Raw genomic sequence first — 15,771 nt, forward strand, 5'->3', positions numbered from 1 at the left:
AAAACCATGCAAGAACATAGCTATTCACAGGTCGCGCAGGAATATTATCGACAGCGTCATACCACACCCGGCTGGCAAAGCCTGGTGCAGGTGCTATTTTCAGGTATTCTGGCGTCCGCCGATGACGAAGATGGGCGCCGTTTTCTGACCCTGATGGGCAACAATCTGGCACGTCAGCATCCGTTGCCGGGTTCTGCGACACTTGGCGAGCTGGAAGACAATATCAATCAACTCCTCAGGCATTTCGACTGGGGAGTGGTGAAGCTGGAAGCGACACAACAACAACTGGCGCTGGTGCACATTGCCTGGCCGGTCTCACCGCAGGGGCAGGATGATGAGTTGTGGTCCATCGCGCTCATCTCCTTGTTTGAAGGACTGTATGCTGAGTGGTTGTTATCACAAGGCGGGCAACCCTATGTTCCGCTGCGCTGGCAGGAAATCACGCCGGAAGGTGCGTTCGTTTTCCGTTATCAAAATGGTTTGTAAGGAATCTCTATGTTGTTATTTCGGCGCTACGGCCTGGTGCTGTGGCTCAGCCTTATTTTCGCGTTTTTCAGTTCCGCTGTAATGGCGCAGGAAGCCGGCTGGTCTGCTTATAAAAGTCGCTTTCTGATGCCAGACGGGCGAATCATTGATACAGCCAATAAAAACGTCAGTCACACCGAAGGTCAGGGTTTCAGTATGCTGCTCGCGGTATTTAATGACGATCAGGCTGCCTTCGACAAACTCTGGCAATGGGCAAACACCACCCTTTACCGTAAAGATATCGGCCTCTATTCGTGGCGTTATGACCCGAACAGCACCCCGCATGTGGCAGATATCAACAACGCCTCTGATGGCGATACGCTGATGGCGTGGGCGTTACTGCTGGCCGGCGACAAGTGGAACGATGCCCGTTACACCAAAGCCTCTGAAAAATTACAAGCCGCGCTGATCAAATACAATGTGATTGATTATGCAGGTTACAAAGTGATGCTGCCGGGCGTAAAAGGCTTCAATCAGACCAGCAACGTGACCGTCAATCCGTCCTATTTCATCTTCCCGGCCTGGCAGGCGTTTTATGCGCACAGTCATTTAAAGGTATGGAAAGATCTGGATGAAAGCAGCACGGCGATGCTCAGCAAAATGGCGTTCGGTGATTTCCGCTTGCCGACCGACTGGGTCGAGCTGCAGGCCGATGGCACCCTGAAACCCGCCAGCCGCTGGCCAACGCGTTTCAGTTACGACGCTGTGCGTATCCCGCTGTACCTCGGCTGGGCGCATCCGGGCAGCCCGCAGATGGCACCGTTCATTCTGTGGTGGCAGAAATCCCCACGCGACGCGACACCGGCCTGGATTGACGTGATGACCGGCACCAAAGCGGGCTACAACATGTCGCCGGGATTATTAGCCGTGCGCGATTTCACCATGGCCAACGCTGCCGCCATCAGCCCGAACCTGGCCCCGAAAGACGATTACTACTCTTCCTGCCTGCAATTGCTGAGCTGGTGGGCGAGTCATAAAGGGTAAATAATCCCCTTTGAAATATGAAGGCCAGTCAGGGAAATCTGACTGGCCTTTTTTATTATGTGTAGACCTTTAATTAATATATTCACCATCGAAAATATATCCTATTTTCCCATTTGTCCCAGCCGTCATTTCCATAAGAACATTTTTTTCTATGCATCTGCTTTCTGATTTTATCTCATCGAAACAAATGAGATCATCTCTGGAAAATGAATGCCAGGATGTATAATCTGCCTCAGAGAATTTTTTAAAACCATCATTTACATCTAAAATAGCGATATAGTAAACGCCATTTTTATCACAGCAGGTAATCTGATTTGCGACATCATAATTCCTTTTAATTGACGTGCTGAATGTATATTAATCATTAAACTGAACAAATCATTCACGAAATAAATATCATCTATCTATATATATTATTTTCCAAATAGTCAGATAATTAGTGCTATCAGGGAGGGTAATATTATTCGCGTTTTTTAATCTGTTGTTGATCTGAGTTGCATTAATAAGAGTTTTCATCGTGAAAATCCCCCACAAAAAAGCCCGCTTTTGGACTGCAGTCCATTTCGCGGGCTTGTATTTTTCAGTGAGATGTCAGCAAGGCTACTGATTTACGGCAACAGTCTGCGTTGTGCCGGTTTCATCCTGATCGACGGCAAAGCAGGCGACGAGCTGATCGCCGTACTGTTTCAGCTGTGGCTGGAACTGTTTGCAGGTGCCAAACGCACGGCGGCAGCGGGCATTAAACGCACAACCGGCTGGCGGATTCAGCGGACTTGGCAGTTCGCCGGTCAGTTTGATGCGTTCACGGCGATCATCAGGATTCAGGCGAGGCGTCGCAGACAGCAAGGCCTGGGTGTACGGATGGCGCGGATTACTGAAGATGGCGTCTTTCGGCCCCTTCTCCACGCAGCGGCCCAGATACATCACCATCACTTCATCAGCGATATGTTCCACCACGGACAAATCATGCGAGATGAAAACGTAAGACAGCCCTAAATCCTGCTGCAAGTCCATCATCAGGTTCAGCACCTGCGCACGCACGGAAACATCCAGTGCGGAAACCGGTTCATCGGCGATCACCACATCCGGATCCAGCATCAGACCGCGGGCAATAGCAATACGCTGACGCTGACCGCCGGAGAACATATGCGGATACCGGTCGTAATGCTCGGTTTTCAAGCCCACTTTCGCCATCATTGCCAGCGCTTTTTCGCGACGTTCTTCGCGGCTAAGTTTGGTGTTGATCAGCAAGGGTTCTTCGAGGATCTGTCCGACTTTCTTACGCGGGTTGAGCGATCCGTACGGATTCTGAAACACGATTTGGATCTTCTGACGACGCAGCTTTTCTGCCGTGGCGTCAGGTTTCAGTAAATCCTGCCCGCGGTAATACAGCTCACCGCCGGTCGGCACTTCAATCATAGTCAGCAGGCGGCCCAGCGTGGATTTCCCGCAGCCGGACTCTCCCACTACCGCCAGCGTTTTACCGCGTTCGAGAGTGAAAGAAACGCCGTCAAGCGCCTTCACGGTACGTTCCTGGCCGAAGATGCCTTTCTTCACCGGGTAATGTTTTTTCAGGTCAATCGCATACAACAGCGGCTGAGGTTGGGTGTTATCAGGACTCATAAGTAGGTCTCCCGGCATCATCCAGCGGATAATGGCACTTCGACTGACGCCCGTTTGCGAGGTCACGCAGCGCAGGTTCTTCTTTACGACAACGGTCGGTTGCATACGGGCAACGCGGATTCAGCAGACAGCCGTTCGGACGGTCATACTTGCCCGGCACCACACCCGGCAAGGATTGCAGACGGGCTTTATCCACCGCAAATTCCGGCAGGGATCGTAGCAGCGCCTGCGTATACGGATGGCGTGGCGCACGGAAAATTTCCGTGGCTTTTGCCGACTCCACCACCTGCCCGGCATACATCACGATAATATGCTGCGCGGCTTCGGCCACCAGCGCCAGATCATGGGTGATCAACATCAGCGCCATGTTTTCGCGTTGTTGCAGGTCGAGCAGCAACTCGATGATTTGCGCCTGAATGGTCACATCGAGCGCGGTGGTCGGCTCATCGGCAATCAGTAATTTTGGCCGACAGGCAATCGCCATCGCGATCATCACACGCTGACTCATGCCGCCGGAAAGCTGGTGCGGATAGACATCAAGTCGTGAAGCCGGATCCGGAATGCCCACCAGATTCAGCAAATCAATGGTGCGCTGGCGACGGGTCTTTTTATTGCCGCCCTGGTGTACTTTAATGGCCTCCATAATCTGAAAACCAACCGTGTAACACGGATTGAGGCTGGTCATCGGATCCTGAAAAATCATCGCGACTTCGGCACCGACAATCTGACGGCGCTCTTTTTCGCTCATGCCTTGCAGGTCACGACCACCGAACTCCAGTTTTTCCGCCATCACTTTACCGGGGAAGTCGATCAGCCCCATCAGCGCCAGTGAACTGACCGATTTACCGGAGCCGGATTCGCCGACAATCCCGACCACCTCGCCCTGTTTTACGCTGTAACTGATACGGTCTACGGCGCGGAACGGCGTCCCTTCGTCACCAAAGTGCACGGAGAGTTTATCTACGGTCAGCAACGTTTTACCGACCTGAATATCATTCGTTAATGTTGTTTCCATCTCCAACCCCTTACTGCTTAAGTTTAGGGTCGAGGGCATCACGCAGGCCATCACCCATCAGGTTAAATGCCAGCACCGTCAGCAGAATGATCACGCCGGGGAAGGTCACAACCCACCAGGCACTTTGAGCAAACTGTAAGACGTCCGACAGCATGGTGCCCCACTCCGGCGTTGGCGGCTGTGCGCCCATACCGAGGAAGCCCAACGCTGCCATATCAAGGATGGCGTTGGAGAAGCCGAGCGATGCCTGAACGATCAGCGGCGCTAAGCAGTTAGGTAAAATATTGACGAACATCTGGCGCGCAGAACCGGCACCGGCCACGCGCGAAGCGGTGACGTAATCGCGGTTGACTTCCACCAGCACCGCCGCGCGGGTTAAGCGGACATAATGCGGTAAGGCGACGAACGTCAGTGCCAGCGAGGCGTTGATAATCGACGGGCCGAAAATCGCCACCAGTACCAGAGCCAGCAACAGGCTTGGCAAGGCCAGCATGATATCGACCACACGCATGATGATGGCGTCAACCACACCGCCGTAGTAGCCGGCAAACAAACCGAACACTACGCCGAGGATCAGAGAAAGCACCACCACCAGACACCCGACCAGCAGCGATAAACGTGCGCCGTACATCAGCCGCGACAGAATATCGCGGCCCACGTCGTCAGTGCCCAGCAGGAATTTCCAGCTGCCACCTTCCATCCAGACCGGCGGACGCAGCAGCGCGTCACGGAACTGTTCAGCAGGCAGATGCGGAGCGATCACGTTTGCACCAATCGCGATCACCAGCATGATAATGATGTAAACCAGGCCAACAACGGCCCCTTTGTTACGCTTGAAGTAATGCCAGAATTCGCGCATCGGCGGCATCGGCACTGGCGCAGCCGTCACTAATTCATTAGCGACCGGCTCAGTGGTTTGAGACATTGTGCGCCCCTTATTTCTTGTGGCGAATACGCGGGTTGACCACGCCGTAGAGCACATCTACCAGCAGGTTAACCACAATGATCAGAGTAGCGACCAGCAACACCCCGCCCTGCACGACCGGATAGTCGCGGCGCTGGAGTGCGTCGATCAGCCACCGGCCGAGTCCCGGCCAGGAGAAGATAGTTTCGGTCAGGATCGCGCCGCCCAGCAGCGTACCGACCTGCAAACCAATGATGGTCACCACCGGCAACAACGCATTGCGCAGAGCGTGGACGACAATCACCCGCATGCGGCTGACGCCTTTGGCGCGCGCGGTACGGATGTAATCCTCACCCAACACTTCCAGCATGGAAGAACGGGTCATACGCACAATCACGGCCAGCGGAATGGTACCCAGTACAATGGCCGGTAAAATCATGTGCATCACGGCATCAACGAAATCACCCGGTTCGCCCCAGAACAGCGTATCGATCAGCATAAAACCGGTCAGCGGCAGGCTGTCATCCAGGAAGACGGTGTCGCTTATTCGACCTGAGACGGGCGTCAGATTAAGCTGCACCGAGACCAGCATGACCAGCATGATCCCCCACCAGAATATCGGCATCGAATAGCCGGTCAGCGAGATCCCCACGGCCGTGTGGTCGAATATCGATCCCCGTTTTACCGCCGCCAGCACACCCACCGGAATACCGACAATGATCGCGAAAATCATCGCGCAAATGCCCAGTTCCAGTGTCGCTTTAAAGCGCGGTACGAATTCCTGCCAGACAGGGGTGCGGCTTTTTAAGGACGTGCCCAGGTCGCCATGCAGCACCCCGTTCACGTAGTGGAAATATTGTTGATAAAGAGGCTTATCAAGCCCCATTTCTGCCATCAGCTGGGCATGACGCTCGGGGGAAACACCGCGCTCGCCTGCCATGATGGTGACCGGGTCGCCTGGTATCATATGTACGAAGGCAAAAGTCAGCAAAGTAATGCCGATAAACGTTGGGATAACTAACCCCAGACGTCGGAGTATGAACTGCAACATATCCCGTACTCTCTGTATAAAATGCCCGGCGAACCGTAGCTCGCCGGGCTTATTGATAGCTCACAAAACTTTATATCGCTGAACTAAAAGACGTAGTGAGCGCTCAGCGAGCAAGGCGGAGGAGCAGAGCAATTGAGACATACCATTAGGTAGGCGAAAATTGCGAGCACCGCACAACGCAGCTCCCTGTGCGCTCAGTAGTCAATTATTCCATTGAGACGTTTTCGAAGTGGTGTTTGCCGAGCGGATCTACGACATACCCTTTAACTTCTTTACGAACAGGTTCATACACGGTGGAGTGAGCGATGATCAGCGCAGGTGCCTGGTCATGCATCACAACCTGAGCCTGTTGGTACAGCGCAGCACGTTTGGCGTGATCAGATTCAGCACGGGCTGGCTGGATCAAATCTTCAAACGGCTTGTAGCACCAGCGGGAATAGTTGGAACCGTCTTTGGCAGCAGTACAGCTGAACAGGGTAGCGAAGAAGTTATCCGGATCCCCATTGTCGCCGGTCCAGCCCATCATCACAGACTGATGCTCACCGTTTTTCGCACGCTTGAGGTATTCGCCCCACTCGTAGGTCACGATGTTGGCTTTCACGCCAATTTTCGCCCAGTCAGCCTGGATCATTTCAGCCATACGACGTGCGTTCGGGTTATACGGACGCTGTACAGGCATCGCCCACAGATCGATAGTGAAGCCATCTGGGTGACCTGCTTCTTTCAGCAATTCTTTGGCTTTAGCCGGATCATAGGGGTAATCAACGATATCTTTGTTGTAGCCCCACATTGTCGGTGGGATCAGGTTTTTAGCAGGCTGGCCAGCCCCCTGATAAACCGCATCGATGATGGCTTTTTTGTTCACAGCCATGGTCAGTGCCTGACGCACTTTCACTTCATCCAGTGGTTTCTTCTCAACGTTGAAGGACAGATAACCCACGTTCAGACCCGGTTGTTGCATCAGGTTGATGGATTTATCTTTCTTCATTGCCGCGATGTCAGCCGGGTTCGGGTATGGCATCACCTGGCATTCATTTTTCTGCAGTTTCGCGTAACGCACGGAAGCATCAGGCGTGATGGAGAAGACTAAACGGTCGATCTGCGGCTTGGTGCCCCAGAAGCCCGGGAAGGCTTTGTAGAGGATGCGTGAATCTTTCTGATATTGCACAAGCTGGAACGGACCGGTACCGATCGGATCCAGGTCGACTTTTTCAGGCGTTTTCGCTTTCAGCATGTTGTCAGCGTATTCCGCAGACAGGATAGAAGCGAAGTCCATCGCCAGATCGGCCAGGAACGGAGACTCAGGGCGGTTCAGTACGAACTGCACGGTATTGTCATCCACTTTGACGATCTTGTTGATCAGATCACCCATGCCCATACCTTCGAAGTATTCGTAGCTGCCGCCAGAAACGCCGTGGTATGGGTTATTTTTGTCCAGCTGACGTTCGAAGGAATAAATCACGTCGTCCGCATTGAAATCACGGGTCGGTTTGAATTCCTTGTTGTCCTGCCACTTCACGCCTTTGCGCAGATGGAAGGTGTAAGTTTTACCATCAGCAGAGATGTCCCACTTCTCAGCCAGACCCGGCTGGATTTCCGTGGTGCCGATCTTGAATTCAACCAGACGGTTGTAGATAGGTACGGAGCTTGCGTCATACGTAGTGCCTGAGGTGAACAGCTGAGGGTTGAAGCCTTCAGGTGAACCTTCGGAGCAATACACTAATGTTTTTGCCTGGACACTGGCCGCAACGGTCAGCGCAATCAGGCCCATACTGAATTTCAGTAGCCCCGACTTACCTAAAGAGATTGTCATCGCTTCTGCTCCATCGATTAATGGTGATGTGGATGTGTGTGTTGTGTATACAGCTCACGTCACCCTTTGTTTTTATTTGCGGGTGACTGTGTTTGCTCGTGCGCTGCAATAGTCCAACCAGAGCATGGTGAACTGCCATTTTTTTCCTTCGAAGTGTAAAGATTACTTTACAAAATCTTACCGGAAATAATCACTGGTCTTCCTTGGGGCTATCAATTTGGCAACTCCTTTCCTTGACGTCAATATAACCATCAGGCATTTACACAGACTGTGAGTTACAACAAACAAACATAAAAAAACATTTTGTTAACCAAATCAGGATGAATGTTCAGTCTGAGCACGGAATAACCACACATTCCCCTTTATAAAAGAATATTCACGGGGGTTTCACCCATTTTAAAACCCTAAAAATTTCTGGCTAAATGATGAATATATGAACGGTTATTTTTGAGATAGGGGTGGAAACCAGCGGAAAATGCTGAGAAGTGCAGCAAACGGCGTCGACCCGTCAGTGAAAGCCGTTGAGCCAGCACCCTTAAAAAACCCCAAAATAGCGCAATTGCACAATGATGGTGCAGATGATTTTGCGTACTGCTTTTGGTTGTTTTTCCGGCATGAAGCCGGTAGCGGGTGGACAGGAATTGAAACCAATATGTTATAGGGTTTTTAAACTCTGGCTCATAAATTGCAAGCGGAAAAAGGCGAAAAAAAACCTGCTTTAAAAGCAGGTTTTTCAAATATGGTCGGCGAGAGAGGATTACGCGCATCTGCGATGCTTGCCCTGCGGGCCGTTGCTAAAGCAACGTGGTCTCGCTTCGCTCGGCTCAAACCTCCTTCGGAGGTTCTCATCCTCTTTACTACAGCCGAAAAAAAACCTGCTTTAAAAGCAGGTTTTTCAAATATGGTCGGCGAGAGAGGATTACGCGCATCTGCGATGCTTGCCCTACGGGCCGTTGCTAAAGCAACGTGGTCTCGCTTTGCTCGGCTCAAACCTCCTTCGGAGGTTCTCATCCTCTTTACTACAGGCGAAAAAAAACCTGCTTTAAAAGCAGGTTTTTCAAAAATGGTCGGCGAGAGAGGATTCGAACCTCCGACCCACTGGTCCCAAACCAGTTGCGCTACCAAGCTGCGCTACTCGCCGAATGGGGCGCATCTTACTGCGACCCCCTGGGAGCGTCAATGGCTTTTTGAAACATCCGAACTGACTGGCCAGAAATTATCCGATACGCCGCCAAAATGACCTACAACTTCTGTTCTGCCTGAGGTTTGGCACACCAGTTATTCGCCGGATTGATACCACCGTCTGGCGAGGTGTAGCCCAGGCAGCCCAAAATTGAATCGAATAACTCCACATGGCGTTTCTTTGCGCCCACACGTTGCTGCGCCTGTAACTGCTCAAATGCCAGTTTATGGTCCGGTTGTTCAAGGAAACTATCCGAAGCCCATACCATCATCGGCACGCGGAACTGCTCCGGCGGTGCCATCTCGCGTGGTGTACCGTGCAGATGCGAATTCTCATCGATAGATTCACCGTGGTCCGAGGCGTAAAACACCAGCGCTTTCTTATCACGCAACTGATCAATCACGTTGTCGATAAAGGTATCGGTATACAACACGCTATTGTCGAAGGCATTAATCAGTTCCGCTTTGGTGCAGGTATTGCTCTTACACTCCGGTGTGTACCGGGCGTAACTGCGCGGATAGCGCTGGGAATACAGATAGTGCGAGCCTTTGGTATGCAGGATCACCAGATGCTTGCCTTTAGGATGCGTTGCCAGTGATTGCTGTAACTCATTGACCAGCAACATGTCATCCACCGGTTTGCCATCGTTGCGCTTTTCCGAGGCGATGATTTCGCGGAAGGAGAAATTATTGGTGTCAGCATTATTATAGAACCACAGCTCGCTTTGCATCGCGAACAGCTCAGAGGTGAAGCCCAGCGACTTCATCACTGCAAATATGTTCTGCTCTTTCAGTGTACGCTGCGGGTTATCCGCCGTACCGCCTTCACGCACGAACATACAGCGCAGTGACAACTTAGTGGCCGTATCGCAGGATGTCCCGCGAAACGCGACCAGATTCTTCTCTTTGGACAGGCGCGGCGTGGTATCGCGCTCATAACCCAAAATTCCCATGTGATCCCAGCGGGTGGTTTCACCGATGATAAACACCACATAGGTGTCATCAATACCGGCGGGTGGCACATAAGTAAATTCTTTTGCAGGATCAAAATAATGGCTGGCATCCTGACTTTCATCCACCTGCGTATAGGCGTACAAACCCAGTGCAGCCAGCCAGTTAGAGGGCAGATAGGAGTGCGCGACCACGCCGCCATAACTTGGCAGATCCACGTTAGTTTTCTTCTCATTGACGCTCTGGGCGTGATCCAGAGAACGCAGCGGCAACCAGACCAGCAATGCCGCCGCCAGCAGCACAGTTAAAGGCAACGCCCGCTGTCCCGGCGTTTTCATCTGCTCAATCAGTGTAAAGCGCAGATTGTTTTTCCAGATGAGGAACAGGGGGATTGCGCTGACCAGCGCCATCCAGATAAACAGGTGATAACCGATGATCTCTTTGCTCAGATCGATGTCAGTGGTCATCACCGACACCACGATGCCGTAACCGATCACCACATTGAACATCACCATGTAATAACTGGCAGCAACGGAAATCAGCACCAACAAGCTGGCGATAACGCGGAAGAACAGCCGCCCGCCCAGTGAGAGGAGACGCAGAACAAAGAAGGTGAATAAGACGATGGCGCAGACTTCAGTGACGGCCTGCACCAGTTCAGCTGATGTGAAATGATTGACCAATGCAGCAAAGCGGCGCTGGAACACAGAGACATTCAAAAAAATGCCAATGTAAATCGCTAACAATAAAGAGATATTTTGCTGCGATAGAGTCTTCACTCTATTCATGAAAAGTAACTTTCCTAACGTATTTTGAAAGATTTGGAATCATTGTGACATTTTTATAGCGGACTGGTTCACAGATTATGCTGAGAATGAGGTGTATATGGCGTTCAGAAGGGTTATGCCTGTACGGCGACATCAATTTTTTTTGAATGTTTTCTGTTTGTCAGGGAATACACACGGAAAAAGCAAAAAGGAGGCCGGAGCCTCCTGAGATTTTTGTTTTGATACATCACAACATTCCCCTGGTGAAGGCGTTGTGGATCAGAACACTATTTAACGTTCAGCGTGACGTCGATATTGCCACGGGTCGCGTTGGAGTACGGGCACACCTGATGTGCTTTAGCCACCAGCGCTTCGGCTTCGCTGCGCTCAAAGCCCGGCAGGGTAATATCAAGCTGCACTTCAATACCATAGCCGCCAGGGATGGCTCCAATCCCTACCGCACCTTCAATTTTAGCGTCAGCCGGGATCTTAATTTTTTCCTGCGCGGCCACGGCTTTCAGTGCACCAAGGAAACAGGCGGAATAACCGGCAGCAAAAAGTTGCTCAGGGTTAGTACCGCCCCCCATGCCGCCCATCTCTTTTGGCACACCCAGTTTGACGTCAAGAACGCCGTCATCGGAAGTCGCACGGCCATCACGGCCACCGGTCGCGGATGCATGAGCACGATACACAACTTTTTCAATAGACATATTTCGTTCCTTATCGGTGATAAACACTTATTAGTTTTAAACGATTTAATCGCGTACTACTTTATTAATACTATCCGACACTCCGAAGAAGCACTTGCGGAATCGTCTGTTTCATACGGCACTCAGACTTACGCTTTATCCTGAAGCTTAGCCCGTAATACTTCGAGCTGCTGTTTCAGCGCCACGATTTCGCCGACATCGCATTCTGTCGCACACAGAATGGCTTCAGGGATACCCTGCGCTTTTTCGCGCAACATCTTACCCGCAGCGGTGAGAGAAATAATCACCTGACGTTCGTCGGCTTTGGCGCGCTGACGCACCAGCAGCTCTGCCGCCTCGAGGCGCTTTAACAGCGGCGTTAAGGTCGCTGAATCCAGAAACAGTTTTTCGCCAATTTCCGACACCGTGACTTCATCACGTTGCCACAGCACCAGCATCACCAGATATTGCGGATAAGTGAGTCCGAGCTGCCCGAGCAACTTACGGTAAACCTTATGCAGTGCCAGATTCGCAGAGTAAAGCGCGAAACACATCTGTTGATCCAGATGCAGCATGCGGTTTTGTGTCGGGTCGGTATCTGTTTTCATGTTCATGTCGCCAATATATATAGCGCACGATATTATCGCAAGCATATTTTATTGTTCATCTGCTTTGCCTGCATCAAAAACCTTCAATACGCTGCAACATGTACGGATAAAACGGATTGGATGAAACCCGCATCAGTTGATCCATACTCACCACCAGTGCGCCATTTTCCCCGCGGGCCGCCAGTGTTCCCAGCCTGATGCCAAATTGCGCCGGGCCTTGAGGACTGCGCCCGTACAACGAATCGTCCGTCGGGAAAGGCAGCGAGACATGCGATAAGGAATAAAACTCTGAAGGATAATCCAGCCCCAGCGGGCTGACCGTCGCAGCACTCTCCCCCGCTGCGGTAGTTTTCGCGACAGCGGCGGCATCGTCCGGAGAGGCATTGGTGACAACCGTTGTCTGATACGTGCGCGGTGGCGCAGGTAACAGGCGCTCTGCTGCAGCTTCAGAGGAAGGACGCAACAGCGGGCCGACATAAGCACTGCGGTTGATATCAAACAGCACCAGCTGGCTGCCGTTGGCGGGAAGCTGATTAAACAACGCTGTCACCACCGCACGGGAACTGACGGTGGAATCGACAACTGACTGAAACGCCAGCAACGGCGGTAACTGCGCCAGCTTGCCAGTTTGCGCATCCTTGCTGATCTGCTGCTGTAAAACATGAGTAAGCAGATAGGACTGACGGGCGGCTTTTACAGGGAAGGAATTGTATTTAAAAGGATTAAATTCCGGCATCAGGTTCAGCCAGGCCGTTTTGGCAAAGGCCGGGAAAATAGCCGGCCAGCCCGCATAGCCTGCAAAGCGCGCAAAACTCGTCACACCAATCATCGGGGAAATCAGCACCACGCGCGTAGGCCTCGCCAGTGCAGGGTTATCAAGGGCATCCAGCGTGTATTTCATCGCCAGCGCTCCCCCGTTTGAAAAACCCACCAGTTGCAGTGGCACATCTGTGCCAGCTGCGCGACGCGCCTCACGCACCGCCAGCCGGGTGGCCGCCAGCCACTGCTCCCAGTCCACCCGCGTCAGCCCGCCGGGTACGGTGCCGTGGCCGGGCAGACGGATACCGACAGCCACAAATCCACGGCGGCGATAATCCTGCGCAATATGCCTCAGGCTGTAAGGGGAATCCGTCAGGCCGTGTAACAACACCACAGCGCCGACCGGCTTACCGTCGGGCATCAGTTCATAAGAACGGTTCCAGTCCTGTGCAAAACGTTCCGGATAAATCGGGCTGCGGTCATAATAGCGGTTGAGCGGGATACGGTCCCCGCTGTCCAGCTTATCCGTCACCTGCTGCTTCACTTCAACAAAAGCCTGTTGCTCGGCACGTAAATAGGCAGGCCAGTCGCTTTTATCAAGCTGTTCGGCGCTCAGCTCGTCCGGCACCAGTTTATGCCATGGCTCAAGCGGCGGCCCCTGTAAGGCATCATAAGTACGCACCCCGAAAAGCGTAATAACCACCAGAATCAGTGCCAGTAACAGTTTTTTCAGGCGTTCAGAGAGACGACGAAGTTGCATTAAGCAGGGGTTTCCTAAAAAAGTTTTGCAGAAAGACAGCCTCTTAAAGATATGTCCTTCCGGAGCATTATTGGGAAAATAATAATGCAATTACCTGGAACGGTGGCTGCACAAAGCGAAAATTTTCGCCCCATTTTTGTTCAGTTGCATTCCGTCCATGGTGCAACAAATATACAGCCCGGTTATATAACGAACCCTAAACCCATTAATATCAATAACTAATGATTTGGCACAGGCTTTGCTTAGATGAATTCAATCTTGTATACCAGATGGGATTCAGAAAATGGCCTCAGTTTCAGACACCGTTGCGTCACCCTTTCGCGGCTTTACCTTACGGGAATGGCAGCAACATTATCGCAGCGCGCCGGACAGCCTGCGCACCACGCTTTCCCTGGTTTTGGCAAGCCTGAGTAAAACAGACACCGCCTGGATTTATCTCGCCACGGCAGAGCAGCTTGAAGCACAAATCACCCGTCTTGAAACCCTGCGCGATCAGGCTGAAGGTTCCCTGAGCGCCCTGCCGTTGTTTGGCGTGCCGTTCGCCGTCAAAGACAATATGGATATCGCTGGCTGGCCGACCACGGCAGCCTGTCCGGCATTTGCTTATACCGCAGATGCGGATGCCACCGTTATCGCCAACCTGAAAGCCAAAGGCGCGGTGGTGATCGGTAAAACCAATCTGGATCAGTTTGCCACCGGTCTGGTGGGCACCCGCTCACCGTACGGCGCCGTACGTAATACATTCAATCCGGAGTACGTCAGTGGTGGTTCCAGTTCCGGTTCTGCATCGGTGCTGGCCCGCGGTCTGGTGGCATTTTCGCTGGGTACCGACACCGCCGGCTCCGGACGCGTTCCGGCTGGCTTTAATAATATTGTCGGGCTGAAACCGACCAAAGGCTGGCTGTCGAATACCGGTGTGGTGCCGGCCTGTCGCCTGAATGATACCGTCTCGATTTTCGCCCTGACCGTCGCCGATGCCCAAATCGTTGCCCACGCCGCTGGCGGATATGATGCCGCCGATGCCTATTCCCGTAAAAATCCACATACCGCGCCGGTGGCCTTACCGGCACAGCCGCGCATTGCCGTGCCCGATCGTCTGGAATTCTTTGGCGATACACAGGCAGAAGCGGCGTTTAACCAGGCCCTCGATCACCTGCGCCACCATGGGGTGACACTGGAACCCATTGATTTCACGCCGTTCCGCGAACTGGCTGAACAGTTGTATTACGGTGCGTGGGTGGCAGAACGTACCGTGGCGGTTGGCGAAATATTTGAGGAAAGTCCGGAAGCGATGGATCCGGTCGTGCGCGGGATAGTGGCTAATGGCGTGAACTATACCGCCTGTGACGCCTGGCGCGCCGAGTATTTACGGGCGGAACTGGCGCGCAAAATTCATCTGGCGCTGGAAGGATTTGACGCGCTGGTCGTGCCGACATCGCCAACCATCCGCACACAGGAAGAGTTGGTACAGGAGCCGGTGCTCTACAACTCGCAGTTCGGCATTTACACCAACTTCACCAATCTGGCGGATTTGTCAGCGCTGGCGCTACCTGCCGGTCTGCGTGCGGACGGCCTGCCCGCCGGTATTACCCTTATCGCTCCCGCCTGGCACGATGATGCGCTGGCGGGTTTTGGCCGTCAGTGGCAGAGCAGCCTGAGCCTGCCGCTCGGTGCGACCGGGCTTATGATGAAACCTGAAGAATTCATGACTGCCACGCCGGTGAATGCTGCCTGCGTGCGCGTCGCCGTAGTCGGCGCTCACCTGACCGGTATGCCACTCAATTTCCAGCTCACCAGCCGCCATGCGGTGCGCGTCGAACAAACCACTACCGCGGCTACCTACAAGCTCTACGCCCTCGCCAACACCACACCGCCCAAACCGGGGCTGGTGCGGGCGGAAGGCGGCAGCACCATCATCGTCGAACTCTGGGATATCCCGCTGGCGCGCTTTGGTGAATTTGTCGCTGAAATCCCGGCACCGCTTGGTATCGGCTCTCTCGAACTGGCAGATGGCCGCATCGTAAAAGGGTTTATTTGTGAACCGTGGGCGATCAGCGGAGCCACGGATATCACGGCGTTTGGCGGCTGGAGAAGTTACCTCCACAGCCTCAATTCATCACCGGTAAAAAGCTGAGGAACG

The 15,771-nt window shown here is 52.9% G+C and carries 13 protein-coding genes, 1 tRNA gene and 2 other RNA genes; 3 read left to right on the top strand and 13 right to left on the bottom strand.

All coding sequences use genetic code 11. The features are described 5' to 3' along the window. The first annotated feature begins 6 nt into the window (after nt 1-6). Together bcsD and ACOZIO_RS14980 are read left to right on the top strand one after the other, a co-directional pair. Nucleotides 7-486: a cellulose biosynthesis protein BcsD gene (gene bcsD, locus ACOZIO_RS14975; protein ID WP_129953944.1), complete on the top strand. Its 480-nt coding sequence runs from the start codon at nt 7-9 to the stop codon at nt 484-486. A 9-nt stretch (nt 487-495) separates the two neighbouring features. Next, nucleotides 496-1,509, top strand: coding sequence for a glycosyl hydrolase family 8 (locus ACOZIO_RS14980; RefSeq protein ID WP_129953946.1), 1,014 nt, complete (start codon nt 496-498; stop codon nt 1,507-1,509). A 69-nt stretch (nt 1,510-1,578) separates the two neighbouring features. On the opposite strand, the gene ACOZIO_RS14985 is transcribed toward ACOZIO_RS14980, so the two are convergent. From ACOZIO_RS14985 to ACOZIO_RS15045, 13 genes are all read right to left on the bottom strand, one after another. Continuing rightward, nucleotides 1,579-1,848, bottom strand: a complete 270-nt coding sequence (locus ACOZIO_RS14985; protein WP_421595486.1) for a DUF943 family protein — start codon at nt 1,846-1,848, stop codon at nt 1,579-1,581. Between the two features lie 261 nt (nt 1,849-2,109). Next, on the bottom strand, nt 2,110-3,132 hold the full coding sequence (gene dppF / locus ACOZIO_RS14990; protein ID WP_129953948.1) for a dipeptide ABC transporter ATP-binding subunit DppF: 1,023 nt from the start codon (nt 3,130-3,132) through the stop codon (nt 2,110-2,112). Next, nucleotides 3,122-4,147, bottom strand: coding sequence for a dipeptide ABC transporter ATP-binding protein (gene dppD, locus ACOZIO_RS14995; protein ID WP_129953950.1), 1,026 nt, complete (start codon nt 4,145-4,147; stop codon nt 3,122-3,124). Before dppD ends, dppF begins: the two co-directional genes overlap by 11 nt. Before the next feature lie 10 nt (nt 4,148-4,157). Then, the gene (gene dppC / locus ACOZIO_RS15000) at nt 4,158-5,072 is read right to left on the bottom strand and encodes a dipeptide ABC transporter permease DppC (protein WP_129953952.1); all 915 of its coding nucleotides are present in this window, start codon (nt 5,070-5,072) and stop codon (nt 4,158-4,160) included. 10 nt (nt 5,073-5,082) lie between these two features. Beyond that, nucleotides 5,083-6,102 carry a dipeptide ABC transporter permease DppB gene (gene dppB, locus ACOZIO_RS15005; RefSeq protein ID WP_129953953.1) on the bottom strand — a complete coding sequence of 340 codons (1,020 nt, stop codon included), beginning with the start codon at nt 6,100-6,102 and terminating at the stop codon, nt 5,083-5,085. Nucleotides 6,103-6,307: 205 nt separating this feature from the next. Then, entirely contained in the window at nt 6,308-7,915 is a 1,608-nt protein-coding gene (gene dppA / locus ACOZIO_RS15010) for a dipeptide ABC transporter periplasmic-binding protein DppA (RefSeq protein WP_129953955.1), read from the bottom strand. 740 nt (nt 7,916-8,655) lie between these two features. Beyond that, a non-coding RNA gene (locus tag ACOZIO_RS15015) (RtT sRNA) lies at nt 8,656-8,785 on the bottom strand. A 32-nt stretch (nt 8,786-8,817) separates the two neighbouring features. After that, nucleotides 8,818-8,947: non-coding RNA, RtT sRNA (locus tag ACOZIO_RS15020), on the bottom strand. A 32-nt stretch (nt 8,948-8,979) separates the two neighbouring features. After that, nucleotides 8,980-9,056, bottom strand: a tRNA-Pro gene (locus ACOZIO_RS15025). A gap of 100 nt (nt 9,057-9,156) precedes the next feature. Beyond that, complete coding sequence (gene eptB, locus ACOZIO_RS15030) at nt 9,157-10,836, bottom strand: kdo(2)-lipid A phosphoethanolamine 7''-transferase (protein ID WP_129991513.1); 1,680 nt, start codon at nt 10,834-10,836, stop codon at nt 9,157-9,159. 266 nt (nt 10,837-11,102) lie between these two features. Next, nucleotides 11,103-11,525: an organic hydroperoxide resistance protein gene (locus ACOZIO_RS15035; RefSeq protein WP_013573432.1), complete on the bottom strand. Its 423-nt coding sequence runs from the start codon at nt 11,523-11,525 to the stop codon at nt 11,103-11,105. 128 nt (nt 11,526-11,653) lie between these two features. Further along, nucleotides 11,654-12,112 (bottom strand): MarR family winged helix-turn-helix transcriptional regulator, encoded by a 459-nt coding sequence (locus ACOZIO_RS15040; RefSeq protein WP_129991514.1) that lies wholly within the window; start codon nt 12,110-12,112, stop codon nt 11,654-11,656. Between the two features lie 73 nt (nt 12,113-12,185). After that, the gene (locus tag ACOZIO_RS15045) at nt 12,186-13,631 is read right to left on the bottom strand and encodes an alpha/beta hydrolase (protein WP_421595464.1); all 1,446 of its coding nucleotides are present in this window, start codon (nt 13,629-13,631) and stop codon (nt 12,186-12,188) included. Between the two features lie 283 nt (nt 13,632-13,914). Here ACOZIO_RS15045 and atzF point away from each other — a divergent pair, with 283 nt between their 5' ends. Next, on the top strand, nt 13,915-15,765 hold the full coding sequence (gene atzF / locus ACOZIO_RS15050; RefSeq protein WP_421595465.1) for an allophanate hydrolase: 1,851 nt from the start codon (nt 13,915-13,917) through the stop codon (nt 15,763-15,765). Nucleotides 15,766-15,771: the final 6 nt, after the last annotated feature.

It is taken from the genome of Rahnella sp. PD4, assembly GCF_049199325.1.
Taxonomy (GTDB): domain Bacteria; phylum Pseudomonadota; class Gammaproteobacteria; order Enterobacterales; family Enterobacteriaceae; genus Rahnella; species Rahnella perminowiae.

Excerpts from the sequence above, each read along its gene's own strand:
- bcsD (WP_129953944.1), top strand. The coding sequence starts at position 7 with ATGCAAGAACATAGCTATTCACAGGTCGCGCAGGAATATTATCGACAG.
- ACOZIO_RS14980 (WP_129953946.1), top strand. The coding sequence starts at position 496 with ATGTTGTTATTTCGGCGCTACGGCCTGGTGCTGTGGCTCAGCCTTATT.
- dppF (WP_129953948.1), bottom strand. The coding sequence starts at position 3,132 with ATGAGTCCTGATAACACCCAACCTCAGCCGCTGTTGTATGCGATTGAC.
- dppD (WP_129953950.1), bottom strand. The coding sequence starts at position 4,147 with ATGGAAACAACATTAACGAATGATATTCAGGTCGGTAAAACGTTGCTG.
- dppC (WP_129953952.1), bottom strand. The coding sequence starts at position 5,072 with ATGTCTCAAACCACTGAGCCGGTCGCTAATGAATTAGTGACGGCTGCG.
- dppB (WP_129953953.1), bottom strand. The coding sequence starts at position 6,102 with ATGTTGCAGTTCATACTCCGACGTCTGGGGTTAGTTATCCCAACGTTT.
- dppA (WP_129953955.1), bottom strand. The coding sequence starts at position 7,915 with ATGACAATCTCTTTAGGTAAGTCGGGGCTACTGAAATTCAGTATGGGC.
- eptB (WP_129991513.1), bottom strand. The coding sequence starts at position 10,836 with ATGAATAGAGTGAAGACTCTATCGCAGCAAAATATCTCTTTATTGTTA.
- ACOZIO_RS15035 (WP_013573432.1), bottom strand. The coding sequence starts at position 11,525 with ATGTCTATTGAAAAAGTTGTGTATCGTGCTCATGCATCCGCGACCGGT.
- ACOZIO_RS15040 (WP_129991514.1), bottom strand. The coding sequence starts at position 12,112 with ATGAAAACAGATACCGACCCGACACAAAACCGCATGCTGCATCTGGAT.
- ACOZIO_RS15045 (WP_421595464.1), bottom strand. The coding sequence starts at position 13,631 with ATGCAACTTCGTCGTCTCTCTGAACGCCTGAAAAAACTGTTACTGGCA.
- atzF (WP_421595465.1), top strand. The coding sequence starts at position 13,915 with ATGGCCTCAGTTTCAGACACCGTTGCGTCACCCTTTCGCGGCTTTACC.